Below are 17,642 nucleotides of genomic sequence, written 5' to 3'. Positions count from 1 at the left end.
TCAGCCCTCCATAAGTCGGCAGAATTCAGTGAAAGGCACTTTCACTATCTCGCCCTTGCCGATCTCTTCGCAAATGATATAGTTGATATCCTTTGCCTCATTCTTCTTGTCCTTTGAACAGAAAGGAAGAAGCTCTTTCATAGGGATATCACTTCCTGTAGGCAGCTTATAAGCTGCGCATACCTTTTTCAGTCTGTCGGAAAGCTGTGGTGCAAGGCGGTCTGTTATCATGCACATACCTGCTGCAACGCCCTCGCCGTGGAAGATGCCTTTATAGTTATGCCAAGCCTCAATGGCATGACCGAGGGTATGACCGAAATTAAGCACCATTCGCTCTCCCCTGTCACATTCATCATGTTCAACTATGATACGCTTTATATCAACACATTCATATACCATTTCGTCCATTATCTCGTCAACTGTACTGAGATCGTGAGACTCCATAAGCTCAAAGAGCTTTTCATCGCGTATCATACCGTATTTTATGCACTCTCCCATGCCCTCTGCAAGAGTCTCCTCAGGCAGAGTTTTGAGTATGTCACTGTCGCATATAACAAGTGCAGGCTGCTTGAACGCACCTACAAGATTTTTGCCGCCTGCAATATTTATGGCAGTCTTTCCGCCTACAGATGAATCCACCTGTGCAAGAAGTGTAGTAGGTATCTGCACGAATTCTACGCCCCTGAGATAGGAAGCTGCGGCAAATCCTGTAATATCGCCTACAACGCCTCCTCCGAGAGCAATTACGATATCACTTCTTGTAATATTGCTCTTGCAGAGAAAATCATATATATTTCCGAGGTTTTCAAGGCATTTTGCCTCTTCACCATTGGGAAATGAGTAAACACTGCACTCAAAGCCCTCTTTCTTCAATGAGTCAAGAGCTGTCTGCAAATGCAGCTTTTCAACGATATCATCGGTGATAACAGCTGCTTTGCGTGACTTTGTTACGTTTGCAATATATTTTCCGCACTCAGCAAGTGCTCCGCGCTCGATCAGAACTTCGTAAGGATGACTTGTCCTTACATTTATCTTTCTCATAAAAAATGACCTCCTGTCAATGATGAACGCTGTTTTCACAGCAAAAAAGCTTCATAAAAATTATACCATACACTGCCTTAACTGTCAACACTTTTCCACTGTAAAACTTTTATTCGCTGAATTATGACTTTTTTGATGACATTAATAATTGTTTTGTGCTTCAACAGCTTATACAGCGTTATGATTGTGCATCTTTGACAATATTATTTAAAAGCTCAGCAAAACTTGTGTAATTTACATTATGTTAATAATATATACATTTTTTCCGTTTCATCATATGTTATAATAGTTTTGTATAAAATGCAAATCTGATACAGACAATGTCTGTTTTCGGAGGGGATATGAATGAATACAAATGAGTATCTGACCGCGCTTGAACACTTCATTGATAAAATGCAGAAATTGAATTATGCTACTCCTGTACAGATATCTGAAGCGATGTCTGAGCTTTGCTGTGTCCTGAAGATTGGAAAAGTTGAACTCTTTGCCTATGAAAATGAAGCATCTGAGCATTTTGATATGCCCGATACAGTTTGCTATTATGACTGCGGACACGCTTCAGACAGTATATTCATAAGCAAACGTATCGTTACGGTTGACGAAAATATCGGAGTTTATAAAGTTTACATAAGAAACGATGTGCCTGATTGGACAGACGAAGAACGCAGTAAACTTGATACATTCTTCTCTGTTTTCAGCACTTTCAGCGGTAAATTCAGACTTCTCAAGCTCACCCAGCATATGACTTACTTCGACAGCGAGCTGAATATGCATAATCTCAGGTATTTCATGAAGTGCGGCAAAAGGCTGTGCAAAGCAGGTACAATAGCTAATTATACAGCTGTTCGCTTTAATCTCAAACGCTTTTCTGTTGTCAATCAGCATATCGGACGCGAAAGCGGTTCCTTAGTCATGAAAAAATTCATCGGCTATATCTCCGATCTGCTCGATGACGAGAACGAATCTGTATGCAGGATCGGCGGAGATAATTTCATAACGCTTATAAAAAGCTATAAGCTCCAGAATGTTCTTAAAATACTCAGCGGTTCGGGCGTTACATACGATGAAAAGCGCAACGAACGTATATACATCTCCGCTACAGTCGGCGTTTATATCATACAGAACAATGACACTGTCATACTGCCCACGGATATAATGGACAGAGTAAGCCTGGCTTACGCTCTTGCAAAAAATTCCGCCAAAATCGACATTGCGTATTTTGATGATATGCTTCTGGCTCGGAGCAAGAGGAACAATGATATCACTGTCAGCTTTCCGAAAGCTCTTGAAGAAAGAGAATTTCTTGTATACTATCAGCCCAAAGTCGCTATCAACGGCAGACACGTTGCCGGTGCAGAAGCACTGTGCCGCTGGATGCATAACGGTCAGCTAGTGTCTCCCGGTGAATTCATACCTGTACTCGAACAGGGACGTGATATCTGCAAACTGGATTTCTATATGCTCGATGCTGTATGCAAGGATATCCGCAGGTGGCTCGACAGCGGCAAAGAGGTCGTCCGCATATCTGTAAACCTGTCACGCCGTCATCTGTCTGATATGGATCTTCTAAAGCATATCGTCGAAATCGTCGACAGAAACAATGTCCCTCATGAGTACATCGAGATAGAGCTTACCGAAACTACCACAGACGTTGAATTCAAGGATCTGAAGCGTACTATCGGAGGTCTGCAAAAAACAGGTATTTCCACATCTGTTGACGATTTCGGAGTCGGTTATTCTTCACTTAATCTCATCAAGGAGATACCGTGGGACGTACTGAAACTCGACAGAAGCCTTCTTCCTACGGAAAATGACGAGAACCCACTTCAAAAAATCGTAATGTTCAAATACATCGTTGCTATGGCTCAGGAAATGGGACTTGAATGTATTTCCGAGGGAGTTGAAACCAAAGAACAGCTGCAGCTTCTTGCTGATAATAACTGCAACCTCGCTCAGGGCTTCTATTTTGACAGACCGCTTCCCGTAGAGGAGTTCGAGACACGGCTTAATAAAAACTATGTATATGACAAATAATAAGGCTGCCTGAAAAAATGGCAGCCTTAATTGGTAAAAAACTATTGACATTATTTTTATCATATGTTATAATTATAACAATGTGCCGGTGTGATGGAATTGGCAGACGTGACGGACTCAAAATCCGTTGGTGGCAACACCGTGCGGGTTCGACCCCCGCCACCGGCACCATGAGAACAGGTTCTTAATTATTAAGAGCCTGTTTTTTCGTTTGTGCTCTCATTCTCCTCTGTCTCTGCTTCATCACCAAGAGCATTGGCAATGACCTCAGCAGAGGAAACTCTCGACTGATAATCGAGGTGACTGTAAAAGTTAGCGGTAACGTTAAAAGTAGAATGTCCGAGCCAATCCTGAATCGCTTTCATGGATACGCCGTTCGCAAGCAAGAGACTTGCACAGCTATGACGCAGATCATGGAAACGCAGCGGACGGAGCTTATACTTCTTGACCACATCTTTGAAATGTCTTGTAACATACTCAGGTGTTATAATCGCTCCTGTATTGTCACGGCAGACAAATCCATCGAACGTCCTGTCGAAGTCTGATTTCAGTATCTGTGAATACTGCATTTCAAGCATCATTCTTTTTTTCAGCATTTTTTCTATATGCGGAATGAGTGGAAGTGTTCTGACACTTGCTTCGGTTTTATCGCGGTCATGATTCTTGTTTTTGATCAGTTTTCCTCTTTCCGGCGAGATCCTGTGCTCACAGATCGGTTCGTGAAAAACAGTGTAGATTTTCAGGATCCCGTCAACAGCTTCAATCTCGACCTCTTTCTGTGTGGTATATGTACCGACCGGAACAGAGTACCGATTGGAGCAATAAACGATCGTGTTGTCCTTCCGGACAGTCCGAAGAACTGTTGCTGAACAGCTTTCAACAGTATCCGGCAGAGGACGCAGATGTTCGCGTTCTTCGCGGAACATTTCAGCAGGCACCTTATGCGTCGTACCGTGCTGCTTTGCATTTGCAGTCCGTTCGAGCCATGAGACACCGCAGTGATTCAGCGTACTGTCGTCAAAGGGATACAGCCGGTTTTCGAGGAATCCGTGTTTTACGTAGCGGACGACGTTTTCAATTTTGCCTTTACTTTCCGGATCTGCCGCACGGCAAAGATGCACTCTGAAGCCGCATCTCTGTCGGAAAGCTTCAAATTCGTGCGTGTAGATGATGTCCCCGGCATTCTCAGCAGCGCATACGACACTGTCCTGATCGAATACATATTCTTCCGTCATGCCGCCAAAATACACAAAGCAGGCATTCATAGCCGTGATCAGATCAACAGTGTGGAACGGTCTGCTCTGAAAGTAAACAAACTTATACCGCGAATGGGATAACACAAACGCTGCGAACCGGACTTTTGTGCTGCCCGTTCCGTCTGCATTCGGCAAGGCCATTTCCCCGAAATCGACCTGTGTCTGTAATCCGGGCGGCAGTTCTTCACGCAGTGCCTTGACAAACCGGCTGACAGTCCGTTCTTTGAAGTCATACGGATAATTTTCTTTGAGCCAGTCGCAGATCTGGGCGGATGAAATGCAGGGAAACCGCATGATCCATCCCGCGATAATGCTCTTGTATTGATCGAGAATGCTGATTCTTCGGATAGAACAGCTGTATTTGCTGTACTCATCGGCCCTCATGTTCCAGTAATGCCGGACAGTCGCACGGTTGATGCCAAGCTGTGCTGCAACTGCATTTTGGCTCATACCGAGCTCTTTCAGCTCTTGGATTTTAGCATACATTTCGATTCCTTTCATTTCTCTGCACCGCCTTTTCCATGGTTTTCTTTATTATACCATAGAAAACGCGTTGTACAGTTCGTGGCGAGAACCTGTATATTTCGTGGCGAATTATTGTATGCTTTTATTGGCCGATTCTGTACGTTTTATTATACCACTTACAACTGCACATGAAAGTGCAGTAGCCTTATTTATACTACCTACGATTTTATCAGATTGAAATATAATGGTTTTTTGCTCTAAACGTCGAAATATAGGTTGATATCGGCAATAAAATGTGATAAAATGAAGCCTATTTGTAATTAGTGTTCATTAGTGTTCATTAAGGAGCATTTAGAACCCTATTTTACGGCGTTTTTTGTGGTAGAAAACCTCAAAACGGCGCTATATCGTAAAATCGGAAAAATTGCAAATTTGAAGATTTTTGGTAGAAACTTGGTAGACAGCCAACGGCTCAAAAGTTGGTAGAAACTTGGTAGAAAACCAAAATACAGCCTAAAAACGGTAGAATGCCTGTTGACATAAAAACTGAATAATGGGTAACAGCGGACGGTGTTTCATACAAGTGAAGCGCTGTCCGCTATTTTTATGCCCAAAATTGAATACTATACAACGCTTCTCAGCAATGAGGAGCGTTTTTCTTTTTCAGAATGAAAGTCAAGGAGGTCTTTCTATGCAGAAACCTATGAGAATCGTTGTGAACGACCACGGTGTACTCACCCTGCCGGCTTATGCGATCCTCGACAATATGCTCAATGTTCCCGAGAGGGACTACCGCACGTTTGAGGAAATGTGTTCTTTCTTTCCGAAGGACGAGCCGTCAACGGTCAGAAATGCTCTGACGGAGCTTAAAGACGAAAAGTACGTTATCATCATTCACGGCAACACCTATGCGGTGAACAAGCTGCGTATACCGAATATGAAGCTGAGATAACTGACAGGGTGATACAAATGGGCAAGAAAATAAAAAGGAGCAAGACCGTTTCATCATCGGTCTGCCGTGTACATAAATCGAAAAACTTTACTCTGCTGAGTAATTCGTTCCTGCGGTCATCAAACCTCAGCCTGGCTTCTGTCGGTCTGCTGGGCCGTGTAATGGGACTTCCCGATGAATGGGATTACTCGATCAAGGGTCTTTCTTCTATCTGCAAAGAGGGAGAAACGGCTATTGAGACCGTCCTGAAAGACTTGCAGGAGTGGGGCTATCTCAAAATATCAAAGCTCTACCCGAACGAGACCGAGGACGGCAGGATACATTATGTCTATGACTTCTATGAAAGTTCGGAGAAGGACAAGACACTTTCCTGCACTGTTATGGCTGAGGGCAAAATGCCTTCCAACAAGTCCAAGCGCTGCCGTGTCAATAAGACCGACAACTTTACCATAGTAAGCAGTCTGCTTCTCCGTTCTAAGGAGATCAGCCTAAAATCCCTCGGTCTGCTCCTGAGAGTTCTTTCCTTTCCCGATGATTGGGATTACTCCGTTGCAGGGCTTGTGTTCATCTGCAAAGAGGGCAAGACGGCTATCGACTCTGCACTCAAAGAGTTGAAGAACATAGGCTATCTGGTAGTCACCAAGCTGTATGCCAATATGACGGCAAGCAAGGGTATTGAGTACGTCTATGACTTCTTTGAAAACCCCATATGACGAAAACGGCAAGCCGAAGCTCTTTGTGGAGACCAAGCTGAAAACCAATTCCACAAGAAGAACCCTTCCGCTGATACCGCACATTGAGGAAATGCTTCTTGAAAAGAAGAAAATGGACAAGCACTACAAAAAGCTCGGCGGTAAGGAATACAGCACCGAGTTTGAGGGCTTTGTCTGCTGTGATCCGTATGGAAAGCTCATCAGCCCTAATACAGTAACGCACGACTTTCACGAGGTCATCAAGAAGAACGGTCTGAAAATGCTCCGTTTCCATGATCTCCGTCACAGCTGTGCCAGCCTTTTGCTTGCAAACGATATTCCGATGAAAGCTATTCAGGAGTGGCTTGGTCATGCGACATTCAATATCACGGCGAACCTTTACAGTCACCTTGAATACAATGCAAAGGTAGCATCGGCTGAGACCATTTCAAGAGTGCTTGGTGCAAAGAAGGAGGAAACTCCTGCCGAGAGCGAACAGTCAGCAAAGCCTGAAACGGAAAGTGAAAAGCCTGCACCTAAGAAGTCAAACAGCAGAAAAAAGAAAAAAGACACGCCTGCGGAATCGTCACATCCCACAGCCGTGTAATTATATAATATAATGTGACAAGACCGATGAAGAAATGGAAAATTTCAAAAAAGAGCGATTTTGGTAGAAAATTTGGTAGAAATTTCTGGTAGAAGTCAATTATATGACTTAGAGGAAAGTTCTCCAAATGCCCTAAAATCCGATAAAAGCACGAATAAAAATGGAATTGTTAATATAATGTGCTTGATATTGCTCCTATTTTGTGATATAATTATATATAGTGAATTGGAATTGTCAAGAAATGTGCAGTCAGAGAATACCCAAAATCTTGGATGGGCAGAAGTCAGGCGGCGTGATGAGCCAGCCCTGTTGAAGTCCTTAGTGCCACAGGTGGGAGGCCGCCTTCATTGAAGCTGTTGATCCTTTGCGTATTGTAGTAGCCGAAGATGTATCGGAAAATAACAGTTTTGATCTCTTCTCGCTTCATTCGGTATGTAGGTATCTGATACAGCTTTTCTTTTTTCAGTGTGGCAAAGAAGCTCTCCATACGAGCGTTGTCATAGCAATGAGCAGTGCCGCTGAGGCTCTGGATAAGTCCGTTTGTTACAAGCTCCCTGCGAAAGGCATAGCTTGTATACTGGCAGCCACGGTCACTGTGAAGGACAGTTCCGTCGAGTCTGCCGTACTTATCACGCAGCTGTTTTAAGGTGTCTATGCAAAGTTCCTTCTTCATTTTGTCACGCATTTCAAGAGCTACGATCTCGCCGTTGAAGCAGTCGAGGATCGGCGATACATAGAGCTTTCCGTCAGCACACTGGACCTCGGTAATATCCGTCAGCGCATTGAACCTCGGTGATATCCGTCAGCAGTTTCTTCAGTGGCTTGTCTGCACTGAAATTTCTTTTTATCAGATTCTCTCTGTTCTGAGTTTCAGTATCAGCCTTTGTGATGTCGTGAGGTCTGCGGTGCCTGTGGATAAGCCCGGCTTCGCTCATAGTGCGGTATACTGTTCTGAGGCTGACGTGAGTGTCTTTTTGGGCAAGAGCTGCCTGCATTCTTCTAACACCGTAATTCTTGTTGTCAGGATGCTTTGAAATAATTCCCTGTATTTTGACCAGAAGAAGCTGCCTTGCACCGATTTTGTCCTGATTTCTGAGCCAGCGATAATATCCCGATTCGCTGATTTTCAGAAATCTGCATATTGCTTTCGCTCCATATTTGCTGCGGAACTCATTAACGAACAGGTGACGTTCGCTTGTCTTTACTTCTTCCGGTCTTTTGCGAAAAAACCGAGTGCGTCCTTGAGTATATCATTAGCTTTTCGGAGCTCGGCATTTTCACGCTCGAGCTCAAGATTTCGCTGTTTAAGCTCTTCATCTGACATCTGATACTTCTGAGCTTTGACAGCAGCGTTTCGCTTGCTCCGCCAATCCGACAAAGTGTAATACTGGATTCCTAACTGCTGAGCAGCCTTTTTCACTCCGATCTCGTCTGAGAGCTTCAGCGCTTCTTCTTTGAATTCTTTACTGTACTTCATAGTCGTTTTCCCTTACTGGTTTTGTTACTTATATTCTACCAGTTTTTTGGGTGTTTGTCGACTGCTCTTTCAGTATAACACTTCAGTGTACTAAAGGGATAGTCATATAAATAATTGATTCTTTAATGTTTGTGTATCAATATGAAAACAGGCAGTTACCTCATCGAAGTATCTGCCTGTTTGTTTTCATAGCCTGCTGTAAAGTTCTTGCTTATAGTAGTTTCTAATAAAACTTCTATATGGGCGAAATCCTTTATGTGTACCGCTTTTCTATTGCATATTATCTCTTTGGTCTGTAATTGCTGCTCATGCTTCTGTTTTTATTGCTGCTGCCTGATCTGTATGAAGATGAAGAACTGCTTCTGTTCATATTCTGAGCATCAGTTCTCTTATTGATCGGTGCAACACTTCTTGAAGGAGCAATAAACTTACTGTACTTTTTATTAGTCTTTACATCATTGAGAATGAAGCCTAACATATTAGCTTCAAAGAACTCGATCCTGCTTATTGCCGAATCAATGTCAGCAGTTGATGTCTCATTATATCTTACTACCATTACCATGCCTGAAACCTTTTTCGCGATCTCAACAGCATCAGTGAAGAAGTTTACAGCAGGTGTATCAATAATGATATATGCATATTTGTCCTCAAGTCTTTCAATTATCCTGTTCATGTTCTCTGATGCAACAAGCTCGGACGGGTTAGCAACTGCATCACCCGCAGTAATGATATCAAGCTTCTCCATAAATGTTTTCTTGATGCATCTGTCAAGATCAGAAACATCTGTCAGAGCATTTGCAAGGCCTCTTTTTTCGCTGATGCGGAAAATCTCATGCTGAACAGGATTTCTGAGATCAGCATCTATAAGGAGTACCTTGTTACCACCCTGTGCGAGAGTTATTGCAATATTTGCAGCAGTTATCGACTTTCCTTCAAAAGGCTCTGCCGATGAAACGGATATGACCTTATTTTCAAAAGATGAAAGTGAATAAATAATACTTGTACGTATAGCTTTATAGTTTTCGATAACTGTAAAGGGAACATTTTTATCAAACAGACTGACAAGTCCGCCTTTTCTGTCGCCCTTGACACTTTTGCCCTTAAAGCGTCCTACCTCACCGATAACAGCCTTATCATATCTGTTGCCGAGAGCATTGACATCTCTTACGGAATCGTCAAAGAAGTCCATAATGAATATAATGAGCAGAGCAAGAAGGACTGCCGAAACAGCACCGAGTGCTGCATTTTTCATTTTATTTGGCGATACAGGAGTGCCGTTATACTGCGCCCATGACATATACTGCGCTTTACAGCCGTTACCGATAGCTTTCTGGAGATAAAGGTCGGAATATAAAGCAAAGTAGTTACATATTGCCACAGATACCTCAGGATCTTTTGTGATGACCTGCATCTTCAGAACGAGAGTATCCGGAACGCTTTCAACGAATATAGTATCACGAAGCTGATCGGCAGGGATAGTATTGTTCTCCACTGTGAATACCTTGCTTAATGGTTCAGCTCCGAATCTTGTTACAAGATTTGTTGCGATCTCCTGCATAACAAGATCATCATTGAGAACTTCTATATATGTATTTGTAAGCTGTTTCAGGTTATTGACATCGCTTCTGTTCTCACTTGATCCCGATGAGTTTCCGTTGGCGATCATTGGTGAATCGCCCTGAACATAAAGCTTGATATGTGATTCGTATTTTGGTGCGATAAGATACTTGGATATACAGAAAGCAATTATACCACCACATATGGCAAATAAGATTATAAGCCATAATTTTCTGAAAATAAGAGAAAAAATCTCTTTAAAATTGATCAAATTTCTTTCGTCATTCCTCATGATCTCAGCCTTTCTAAAAAACAGATTGTTTGTTTACTTTTGGGATATTCAATCAGCTTTTCTCAAGCTGAGGATTATATCACATATCTTATCAACGATCTCTTCACTGAGATCAGCATACAGCGGAAGTGTGAGCACACGCTTGCTTATATGCAGTGCCACAGGAGTTTCGTTAACATCGTACTTACCGTGGAAACACTCAAAAGTATTTGATATCGGATAGAAATACTTTCTTGCATTAATATTGTTGTCAGCAAGTGCTTTGAATACTTCGTTTCTTGTTGCACCGAAAAGCTTTTCGTCAAATACTACTGGGAAATAGCCGTAATTCGGCTTTACGTCCTTCTGAGGCTTACAGAGGATTATTCCGCTTACGTTTTCAAGTCTGCTTCTGTAATGCTCGGTAACTTTTCTTCTCTTTTCGATCTCATCGTCGATATGTCTGAGATTGCATATACCCATAGCAGCCTGGAACTCGTTCATCTTAGCATTTCCGCCTATATAGGCAACGTCCTCGGGGCCGTGTATGCCGAAGTTCTTCATATCGTACAGCTTCTGCACAAGGCTGTCATCGCTGTAACAAAGCGCACCACCCTCAATGGTATTGAATACCTTTGTAGCGTGGAAACTGAACATTGAAGCATTTCCGAAACAAGCAGCACTTACGCCTTTATATGTTACGCCGAATGCATGAGCCGCATCGTATATTACCTTGAGATCATACTTATCAGCTATCTTCTGTATCTTCTCCACATCACAGAGATTTCCGTAAACATGAACAGGTACGATAGCACAGGTGTTATCAGTGATAAGTCTTTCGATCTTATCAGTATCTATGGTATAATCCGTATCATTGATATCGCAGAAAACAGGTTCAAGACCGTTTCTTACGATAGCGTGAGTAGTCGAAGCAAATGTAAAGGGTGATGTTATTACCTCACCATGCTTCGGCAAATTCATAGCGGCAAGTATGTTCTCAAGAGCAAGATGACCGTTTGTATAAAGAGTAACGTGAGGAACTTCAAAACGCTCCTCAAGGGCTTTTTGCAGCTGAACGTGCTTTTCGCCCATATTTGTAAGCCAGTGACTATCCCAGAATCCCTTTATCTCATTGCAGTATTCCTCAAAATCAGGCATAGAAGATCTGGTAACTAAAATTTTCTCATCCATTTTCTTTTAACTCCATATATTCTTCTTTAAGTATTGAATACACATACATATTTATGTATTCTCCTTGTTTAAATACAGCTTTTCGCTTGATGCCTTCTCTTTTGAAGCCGCAGTTCTCATAAAGTTTTAATGCAATAGTATTTGTTTCCAGGCATTCCAGCTCTATCCTGTGAAGGTTAAGATTATAAAATGCGTGATGAAGCATTTCATTTACAGCAAAGGTACCTATACCCTTGCCGCGGTTTTCAACGCTGCCGATCATTAAATGAAGCTCGGCAGCCTGATTTAACTGATCTATACTTGTAAGACTGACAAGGCCGTATAATTCCTCGTCCTTTTCGTCTACAATAGAACATCTAACATTTGTAGAACGAGATCTCATATAATTTTCAAACCATTCCTGATCAACTCTCGGATTGATATATCTGAAAGGTGCTGCAAGGTGGCTTATAAGCTCAGGCTTGTTTCGCCATGAGTTTATCTCTGCAAGATCCCTGCTCTCCAATTCGCGAAGTTTATACATTTTTAATCGCCTCTATAACATAATTGATCTCATCATATGAATACCTCTGATCACAAGGCAATGGAATTATGTTTTCGGCAAGATCATATTCAGTATCTTGTTTATTGCACATATCCAAAACATTAGGCCATAATGTCGGAGTATAAATTTTCATATCTCTAAGTTTTTCTCTTATTCTTACACTGTCCTCAATATAAAGCGGATACATGAATGCTCCGCTGGGGATATTGAGATCCAGCCTATTGACAGAAGCAAGAGCTTCATGGTAATACCCGAAGTTTTCTGTTCTCCGCTTCTCTATGAAGTCATAGTCAATACCATGAAGTATATTTTCAGTGAGCTTTGACATTCTTTTCAGCGGCTCATCAAAAAACACATCGTTATTTGCAGCATATTCGCTGTAAAACTCGGAAGCCGTTCTCTCAAATCTTCCCACAAGGAAATTTATCCTTTTGTAGGACTCATCGTAAGGAAGCTCCCTGTCAAGCTCTGAATCAGTATATAATATCGCTCCGTCGGATACTCCGAAAAACTTACGGCAGGTATAGATAGTATCTACGCCCGCAGCAGGTCTCTGAAAATATGCCTGCGCATTGTCAATAATGAGCCTGTCATACTTTTGCTTCAGTAAGCGTATATACTCGTCCGAAAGCTGTCCGTAGTAATTCACAACATACAGCCATTCATCATCATTCAGCGTGATATCCTCCATTTTAAGGTCTTTTCCTATGGAATAATATCTCACATCAAGATCATAGTCGCTGAGCACCTTGTCATTTGAATCACACATCATTTTTGGAAAGCATATTTTTTTGATATTCCTGCTCTCAATAAGGTATGCAAAAGCATTTCTTCCGCAGTTCAGCTTTATGCCGTCATCATAACGCATTGCTGAACGAAAAGTTTCAAATTCAATGTATCCGCCAATTTCTTTCATATACTTGCTTTAGATCAATCTTCAAATTCGTATATTACCCAGTCTTTTGCACGAGCCATTGTTTCATCAAGCTCCTCACGGGTATCAAATCTGAGGAAAAGATCGCCCAATGTCATGTTAGCTCCTGTAAAAGGCTTAACTACATCGCCTGCTTTAGCAGTTATCATAGAATACTTAACGTACTTCTTCTCAACTTCGGGATCAATGGTAAGAGATTTAAGCACACGGTCACGGTCGGTAGTTGAATGGAGATCGAACTGTACCCAGTGTCCGTCGCACTTGCCTTCTTCGATCTTGGTAAGAGGAAGTCCCACAGCTTTTCTTATCTCATTCTCGATAAGGTCTGCATTCTCACCGTAAGCCATATTCTGTATCTCAGCTATTCGGCAGCCGCCTCCACGGGGAGATACCTCCATGATGTAAGGCTTGCCGTTCTCACCTACACAGGCTTCGATATTGTATATACCTGTTTTCATATTCAGTGTATACATAAGTCTCTGAAGGTCCTCATGCAGTGCCTTGTCATAATCAGCACTCATTGTGCACGGCCATATCAGCATAGCAGGAGTATAAGGATTTACTGCATCCTTGTCAAAAAGCTGATCCGCGAACGGTCCGAATACTATCTTTCCGTCTACAGTGAAAAAGTCACCGTCTGAGTGGAAGCCCTTGAATGTAATGAAATCCTCTATAATAAAGTGACCGTTATGACCTGCGTCAAGTGCGATCTCAATAGCTTCTGAAAGCTTTGCAGGATCATCTACTCTTGTAACGCCCTTGCTTCCTGCTGAGTCAACAGGCTTTACGATAACAGGCCAGTCAAAGAAGTCGATATCATCGAAGGGAGCTTTTTTATCGGTATAGCTCTTTGAATGTGGGCAGTTAAATCCGTTGTCTGTAAGGAATTTACGGAAAAGTCCCTTATCCTGGAGTATCTTTACGGATTCATACGGTCCCTGGAACGGAAGTCCCAGTTTTTCAGCTGCATAAGCAGCAGATGCAACACCGGGGTCGCAGGCAAATGAGATGATACCGTCTATCTCATGTTTCTTTGCTGCTTCAAGAACAGCTTCCTTGTCGATAACGCTTACATTACAGTATTCATCAGAATACTTATGGGCTATATTATCGGGAAGATAATCACAGGTAATTACATAGCAGCCAAGCTCGTGTGCCTTTTCAATAACGGGCAATATAAACGCTGAACCGCCCAGTATCATAAGTTTCTTCATATTTTTTTATCCTTCTTTCGGTTTAACAGACTTTTTAAAGTATCCATAAGATATTCATAGCTGTCGATATGCATAAACTTTGAACAGAGAATATACACTGCGACACCTAATGGTACCTGAATTGCCAGCATAAGAATGTAATTCATGTCTATAAAGTTTATAAGACATATTACGCCGCCCATAATGGCTGATGCGATTATCTGCGGGATCATATCTACTACCTGCTCAAGATAGCTGTAATTGAGCAGCTTTTTGTTCGGCCATGCGTTTATCACCTGACTGATGATAGATGATACGAGCACACCGTATACCATAGCTTTTACGGATATGAACATGGTAGCGAGTATCGAAGCAAAGTCAACAAACTTCTTTATAATTTCAAGCTTTAGATATGTATCACTTCTGCCGATAGCCTTTATAGCGTTGAGATTTGCTGTATGTATAGGCATGAAAGCGTAGGAAATGCAGAGTATCCTCAGATAAGGCACCACAGGAAGCCAGTCCTCTGTAAGAACTATCCTTACTACAGGTGCTGCACATACCATGATACCTACCATGAACGGCATCATCAGGAAAGTGCCTATCTTTATGGAACGTCTTGTCATGTTTTTGACACTTTCACGGGAGTCCTGTACTTTTGCCATAGACGGCAGCAGTACGCTGTCTAACGAGGAATTGAGTATACTCGTTATAAACTGCGGAAAATACTCACCGTAAGTGTAAAAGGCAAGGCTTTCGTCTGAGTATCTCTTACCTATTATGAGGTTTCTGAGTTTAAGGTATATGACCTCCATAAGCGATGAAGCAAAGAGCTTCCAGCCGTAGGAATAAAGGTATTTGAGACGCTTGAACGAGAAGCATCTTTTCGGACGCCATTTTACCGTGAGCCAGAGTATCATCGTATCTATTGTAACATTGACAAGGTTCTGAGCTACGATAGCCCATAATCCAAATCCTGTATAAGCCATTGTTATTCCCACAACGGCAGCAACGATAGTACCTATCAATGTTGCAAAGAAAAAGCGTTTGAACATCATGTTCCTGCTGACATATGCCTGCTGAACATTCTTCATACCCGATACTATGAGCACAAGGCTCATTACTCTTATAATAGGTGTAAGCTCGGGCTTGTTATAGAAATCGGCAATGAAAGGTGCTGAGAAAAACATCAGCAGATACGCAAGACCGCATATCAGGCAATTGAAGTAGAAAACGCTTGAAAAGTCAAGGTCATCAGCATCTTTCTTTTGTATGAGCGCGTTTCCAAGTCCGCTCTCTATGAATATCTGTAATACCTCTATAAAGACCAGAATGAGTCCGATAGTTCCCATGAGCTTTGGAGCAAGCATCTTCGCAAGAACGATCTGTACAATAAATTGTACCATTTTCGCTCCGAAACGTTCTCCAAGTCTCCAGAACAGATTTTTTACTACTGTATCCCTACTGCTCATCTACCGCGCACCGCCTGAACTTTATCATGTATCTTTCTGACTGTTTTATGAGTCATTGTTCTGCATAGAGCAGCGATACACCGCGGTGATTTCAGAAGAGAGCCATATTTATCCTGAAGTACCATGATCTTTGCATTTTCACGGTTGATAGCTTTATTGATAACAGATGAATACTTATGCTTTGTATACTCATCTATGGTCTTGAAGCCCTTTATAATGTTTTCATGCTGACGTACTTTTTTCGAGTTGTCGGCATCCATTTTATTTGACCAGGAACCGATAGAATTAAGTCTGTAGCTCGACATTACCTTTGGAATGTAATGGATATATCCAACGGAAGCAAATTCCAGTGCCATAGGATAGTCGCCGATGCCGTCCATTGAAAAAGCGGGATTTTTCCGCTTCATCGTTTCATTTCTCCACATGAACGAACTGAAATGGAAATACGCCGCAGGTTCAGAAAGGACAATATCCTTAAAAATATAATCTTGATCTTTTTGAGCTGTATTGAAAAATGTACCTGTAGATCTGCCGTCCTCAAATATCTTCTCTGTATTATGAACACATAAACTGCATTCAGGGTGCTTTTCCATGTAATCCACCTGAAGCTGGAGCTTGTTCTCATCTGTCCAGTAATCATCGCCCTCACATACAGCTACATACTTACTGTTGATATTCGGGAAGATATATTCATCTTCGATGTCTATCCCCTTCTGATATCTGTTTTCTTCCTGTAGGATAGTTTCAAACAGATCGGGGTATTTTTCTGTATATTCCCTGATTATTTCACGAGTTCCGTCTGTTGAACAATCATCGTGTACAAGGATCTTAAATTTGAAAGAAGTCTTTTGCTTTACAAAGCCTTCCAAAGTAGTTCTGATATATTTCTCATGATTATAAGCGAGACAAAATACCGTCACTAAACAATTACACACTTTTATTCTCCTCAATTTCTAATTCATCATTATATTCATAAGCACTGTCGTCCTGACCGCAGACATTGGCAAGCAGGATTATCATCCAGAATGATGCCTGGCGGTGATTTACAAGAGTGAACGCCTCAAGGAATATAGCACAGTATATGGGTACCATATCAAGCTTGATGCGTCTTACATTCGTGTATATCCATGCAATAAGGATACTGAACGGAAGAACTCCGTAATAATAGCAAAGTGATATCCATGTGGAATGCATCTCTTCGCTGTGTCCGTATCTCGGGAACTGGAAGCCCTCACCATATCCGAAAAGGAAGTACTCGGGGTGTTCCTGAGCCACATTGAGTGCTCGGTCATTTATAAAGTTCTGAAGCACTGAATTATTATTGCTGAGCTTATCGGAAACTCGGAAGTGATCCCAGTCGATATGGATAACGTCCAGCATGATAAGTGCGATAACACCGCCGATGCCGAGTATGGTAATGAATACTACAGTATAGCTTATACCGCCGTTATCCATAGCTCTTTTCAGCATTATCATTCCGTCAAGAGACACCAGTATCAGAAGTGCGATAAGCATACCGCTCGATGATGTCTGCAATATTATAAATCCGGCTACGAGCACAAACAGATATTTCCATTTGTCCCTGAGAAGGAAAAGTATCGATAATGTGGAAATTATAGCAAATCCCAACTGATTAGGATCGGTATAAGTTCCCATATATCTGTATGTACCTTCCCAGTAGCTACCCTTGTGAAGCAGGTATATCGCCAGCTGTATCAGGAGGTTCATTTTACATACAAGCCCGAGGGCATTGAGCCATGGTTTGTTATACATAAAATGCCTGAAACATAGTATAACGATATAATTGAATACGTAATAAAGACAGGATTTTACAAAAAACGTTGAACGAAATATAAGAAAATAAATACTGTTTACAGTTATAACACACAGGAGGAATACTCCGAATACGTAATCATCATTTCTAAGGCCGCGTTTTTTTTCATATACCAGAAAGGC

General features: G+C 41.9%; 17 protein-coding genes and 1 tRNA gene. 5 read left to right on the top strand and 13 right to left on the bottom strand.

Annotated elements, in window-relative coordinates:
• Complete coding sequence (gene aroB, locus BLW60_RS09895) at positions 1 to 1,041, bottom strand: 3-dehydroquinate synthase (protein WP_074716898.1); 1,041 nt, start codon at positions 1,039 to 1,041, stop codon at positions 1 to 3.
• Positions 1,042 to 1,386: 345 nt separating this feature from the next.
• Here aroB and BLW60_RS09890 point away from each other — a divergent pair, with 345 nt between their 5' ends.
• Both BLW60_RS09890 and BLW60_RS09885 read left to right on the top strand, forming a co-directional pair.
• On the top strand, positions 1,387 to 3,075 hold the full coding sequence (locus BLW60_RS09890) for a bifunctional diguanylate cyclase/phosphodiesterase (RefSeq protein ID WP_081348200.1): 1,689 nt from the start codon (positions 1,387 to 1,389) through the stop codon (positions 3,073 to 3,075).
• An 84-nt stretch (positions 3,076 to 3,159) separates the two neighbouring features.
• A tRNA-Leu gene (locus tag BLW60_RS09885) sits at positions 3,160 to 3,246 on the top strand.
• Positions 3,247 to 3,266: 20 nt separating this feature from the next.
• Here the strand turns inward: BLW60_RS09885 and istA are convergent.
• Positions 3,267 to 4,832, bottom strand: coding sequence for an IS21 family transposase (gene istA / locus BLW60_RS17185; RefSeq protein WP_074716896.1), 1,566 nt, complete (start codon positions 4,830 to 4,832; stop codon positions 3,267 to 3,269).
• Positions 4,833 to 5,487: 655 nt separating this feature from the next.
• On the opposite strand from istA, the gene BLW60_RS09875 reads away from it, so the two are divergent.
• Genes BLW60_RS09875 through BLW60_RS09865 form a run of 3 tightly spaced genes read left to right on the top strand, consistent with a single transcriptional unit; the run spans position 5,488 to position 7,047 of the window.
• Positions 5,488 to 5,748, top strand: a complete 261-nt coding sequence (locus BLW60_RS09875; protein ID WP_072419547.1) for a hypothetical protein — start codon at positions 5,488 to 5,490, stop codon at positions 5,746 to 5,748.
• A gap of 17 nt (positions 5,749 to 5,765) precedes the next feature.
• Complete coding sequence (locus tag BLW60_RS09870) at positions 5,766 to 6,461, top strand: helix-turn-helix domain-containing protein (protein WP_242872861.1); 696 nt, start codon at positions 5,766 to 5,768, stop codon at positions 6,459 to 6,461.
• Positions 6,436 to 7,047: a site-specific integrase gene (locus BLW60_RS09865; RefSeq protein ID WP_074716894.1), complete on the top strand. Its 612-nt coding sequence runs from the start codon at positions 6,436 to 6,438 to the stop codon at positions 7,045 to 7,047. The genes BLW60_RS09870 and BLW60_RS09865 overlap by 26 nt, the downstream gene beginning before the upstream one ends.
• Positions 7,048 to 7,330: 283 nt before the next feature.
• On the opposite strand, the gene BLW60_RS17020 is transcribed toward BLW60_RS09865, so the two are convergent.
• From BLW60_RS17020 to BLW60_RS09815, 11 genes are all read right to left on the bottom strand, one after another.
• A complete protein-coding gene (locus BLW60_RS17020) occupies positions 7,331 to 7,771 on the bottom strand; it encodes a DDE-type integrase/transposase/recombinase (protein WP_242872866.1) in 441 nt (146 codons plus the stop codon).
• Positions 7,772 to 7,793: 22 nt separating this feature from the next.
• Complete coding sequence (locus BLW60_RS17015; protein ID WP_278289913.1) at positions 7,794 to 8,105, bottom strand: IS3 family transposase; 312 nt, start codon at positions 8,103 to 8,105, stop codon at positions 7,794 to 7,796.
• Between the two features lie 143 nt (positions 8,106 to 8,248).
• The gene (locus BLW60_RS09855) at positions 8,249 to 8,524 is read right to left on the bottom strand and encodes a transposase (protein WP_074716892.1); all 276 of its coding nucleotides are present in this window, start codon (positions 8,522 to 8,524) and stop codon (positions 8,249 to 8,251) included.
• 280 nt (positions 8,525 to 8,804) lie between these two features.
• On the bottom strand, positions 8,805 to 10,352 hold the full coding sequence (locus BLW60_RS09850; protein WP_175460920.1) for a tyrosine-protein kinase domain-containing protein: 1,548 nt from the start codon (positions 10,350 to 10,352) through the stop codon (positions 8,805 to 8,807).
• 69 nt (positions 10,353 to 10,421) lie between these two features.
• Positions 10,422 to 11,543 (bottom strand): DegT/DnrJ/EryC1/StrS family aminotransferase, encoded by a 1,122-nt coding sequence (locus tag BLW60_RS09845; protein ID WP_074716888.1) that lies wholly within the window; start codon positions 11,541 to 11,543, stop codon positions 10,422 to 10,424.
• Positions 11,536 to 12,066: a GNAT family N-acetyltransferase gene (locus BLW60_RS09840; RefSeq protein WP_074716886.1), complete on the bottom strand. Its 531-nt coding sequence runs from the start codon at positions 12,064 to 12,066 to the stop codon at positions 11,536 to 11,538. Before BLW60_RS09840 ends, BLW60_RS09845 begins: the two co-directional genes overlap by 8 nt.
• Complete coding sequence (locus BLW60_RS09835; protein ID WP_074716884.1) at positions 12,059 to 13,003, bottom strand: aspartate aminotransferase family protein; 945 nt, start codon at positions 13,001 to 13,003, stop codon at positions 12,059 to 12,061. The genes BLW60_RS09840 and BLW60_RS09835 overlap by 8 nt, the downstream gene beginning before the upstream one ends.
• A 14-nt stretch (positions 13,004 to 13,017) precedes the next feature.
• Positions 13,018 to 14,235: an ATP-grasp domain-containing protein gene (locus BLW60_RS09830; protein WP_074716882.1), complete on the bottom strand. Its 1,218-nt coding sequence runs from the start codon at positions 14,233 to 14,235 to the stop codon at positions 13,018 to 13,020.
• Complete coding sequence (locus BLW60_RS09825) at positions 14,232 to 15,686, bottom strand: lipopolysaccharide biosynthesis protein (protein WP_074716880.1); 1,455 nt, start codon at positions 15,684 to 15,686, stop codon at positions 14,232 to 14,234. Before BLW60_RS09825 ends, BLW60_RS09830 begins: the two co-directional genes overlap by 4 nt.
• Positions 15,683 to 16,621, bottom strand: a complete 939-nt coding sequence (locus BLW60_RS09820; protein WP_175460919.1) for a glycosyltransferase — start codon at positions 16,619 to 16,621, stop codon at positions 15,683 to 15,685. Before BLW60_RS09820 ends, BLW60_RS09825 begins: the two co-directional genes overlap by 4 nt.
• Positions 16,614 to 17,459 carry a hypothetical protein gene (locus BLW60_RS09815; RefSeq protein ID WP_139283400.1) on the bottom strand — a complete coding sequence of 282 codons (846 nt, stop codon included), beginning with the start codon at positions 17,457 to 17,459 and terminating at the stop codon, positions 16,614 to 16,616. Before BLW60_RS09815 ends, BLW60_RS09820 begins: the two co-directional genes overlap by 8 nt.
• Between the last annotated feature and the right edge of the window lie 183 nt (positions 17,460 to 17,642).

This window comes from Ruminococcus flavefaciens, assembly GCF_900108555.1.
Taxonomy (GTDB): Bacteria; Bacillota; Clostridia; order Oscillospirales; family Ruminococcaceae; genus Ruminococcus; species Ruminococcus flavefaciens_P.
This window is presented reverse-complemented; position numbering and strand designations above follow the sequence as displayed.

What these genes read in the sequence shown, in the direction of transcription:
- aroB (WP_074716898.1), bottom strand. Translation starts at nt 1,041, where the DNA reads ATGAGAAAGATAAATGTAAGGACAAGTCATCCTTACGAAGTTCTGATC.
- BLW60_RS09890 (WP_081348200.1), top strand. Translation starts at nt 1,387, where the DNA reads ATGAATACAAATGAGTATCTGACCGCGCTTGAACACTTCATTGATAAA.
- istA (WP_074716896.1), bottom strand. Translation starts at nt 4,832, where the DNA reads ATGAAAGGAATCGAAATGTATGCTAAAATCCAAGAGCTGAAAGAGCTC.
- BLW60_RS09875 (WP_072419547.1), top strand. Translation starts at nt 5,488, where the DNA reads ATGCAGAAACCTATGAGAATCGTTGTGAACGACCACGGTGTACTCACC.
- BLW60_RS09870 (WP_242872861.1), top strand. Translation starts at nt 5,766, where the DNA reads ATGGGCAAGAAAATAAAAAGGAGCAAGACCGTTTCATCATCGGTCTGC.
- BLW60_RS09865 (WP_074716894.1), top strand. Translation starts at nt 6,436, where the DNA reads ATGACTTCTTTGAAAACCCCATATGACGAAAACGGCAAGCCGAAGCTC.
- BLW60_RS09855 (WP_074716892.1), bottom strand. Translation starts at nt 8,524, where the DNA reads ATGAAGTACAGTAAAGAATTCAAAGAAGAAGCGCTGAAGCTCTCAGAC.
- BLW60_RS09845 (WP_074716888.1), bottom strand. Translation starts at nt 11,543, where the DNA reads ATGGATGAGAAAATTTTAGTTACCAGATCTTCTATGCCTGATTTTGAG.
- BLW60_RS09840 (WP_074716886.1), bottom strand. Translation starts at nt 12,066, where the DNA reads ATGTATAAACTTCGCGAATTGGAGAGCAGGGATCTTGCAGAGATAAAC.
- BLW60_RS09835 (WP_074716884.1), bottom strand. Translation starts at nt 13,003, where the DNA reads ATGAAAGAAATTGGCGGATACATTGAATTTGAAACTTTTCGTTCAGCA.
- BLW60_RS09830 (WP_074716882.1), bottom strand. Translation starts at nt 14,235, where the DNA reads ATGAAGAAACTTATGATACTGGGCGGTTCAGCGTTTATATTGCCCGTT.
- BLW60_RS09825 (WP_074716880.1), bottom strand. Translation starts at nt 15,686, where the DNA reads ATGAGCAGTAGGGATACAGTAGTAAAAAATCTGTTCTGGAGACTTGGA.
- BLW60_RS09815 (WP_139283400.1), bottom strand. Translation starts at nt 17,459, where the DNA reads ATGTATAACAAACCATGGCTCAATGCCCTCGGGCTTGTATGTAAAATG.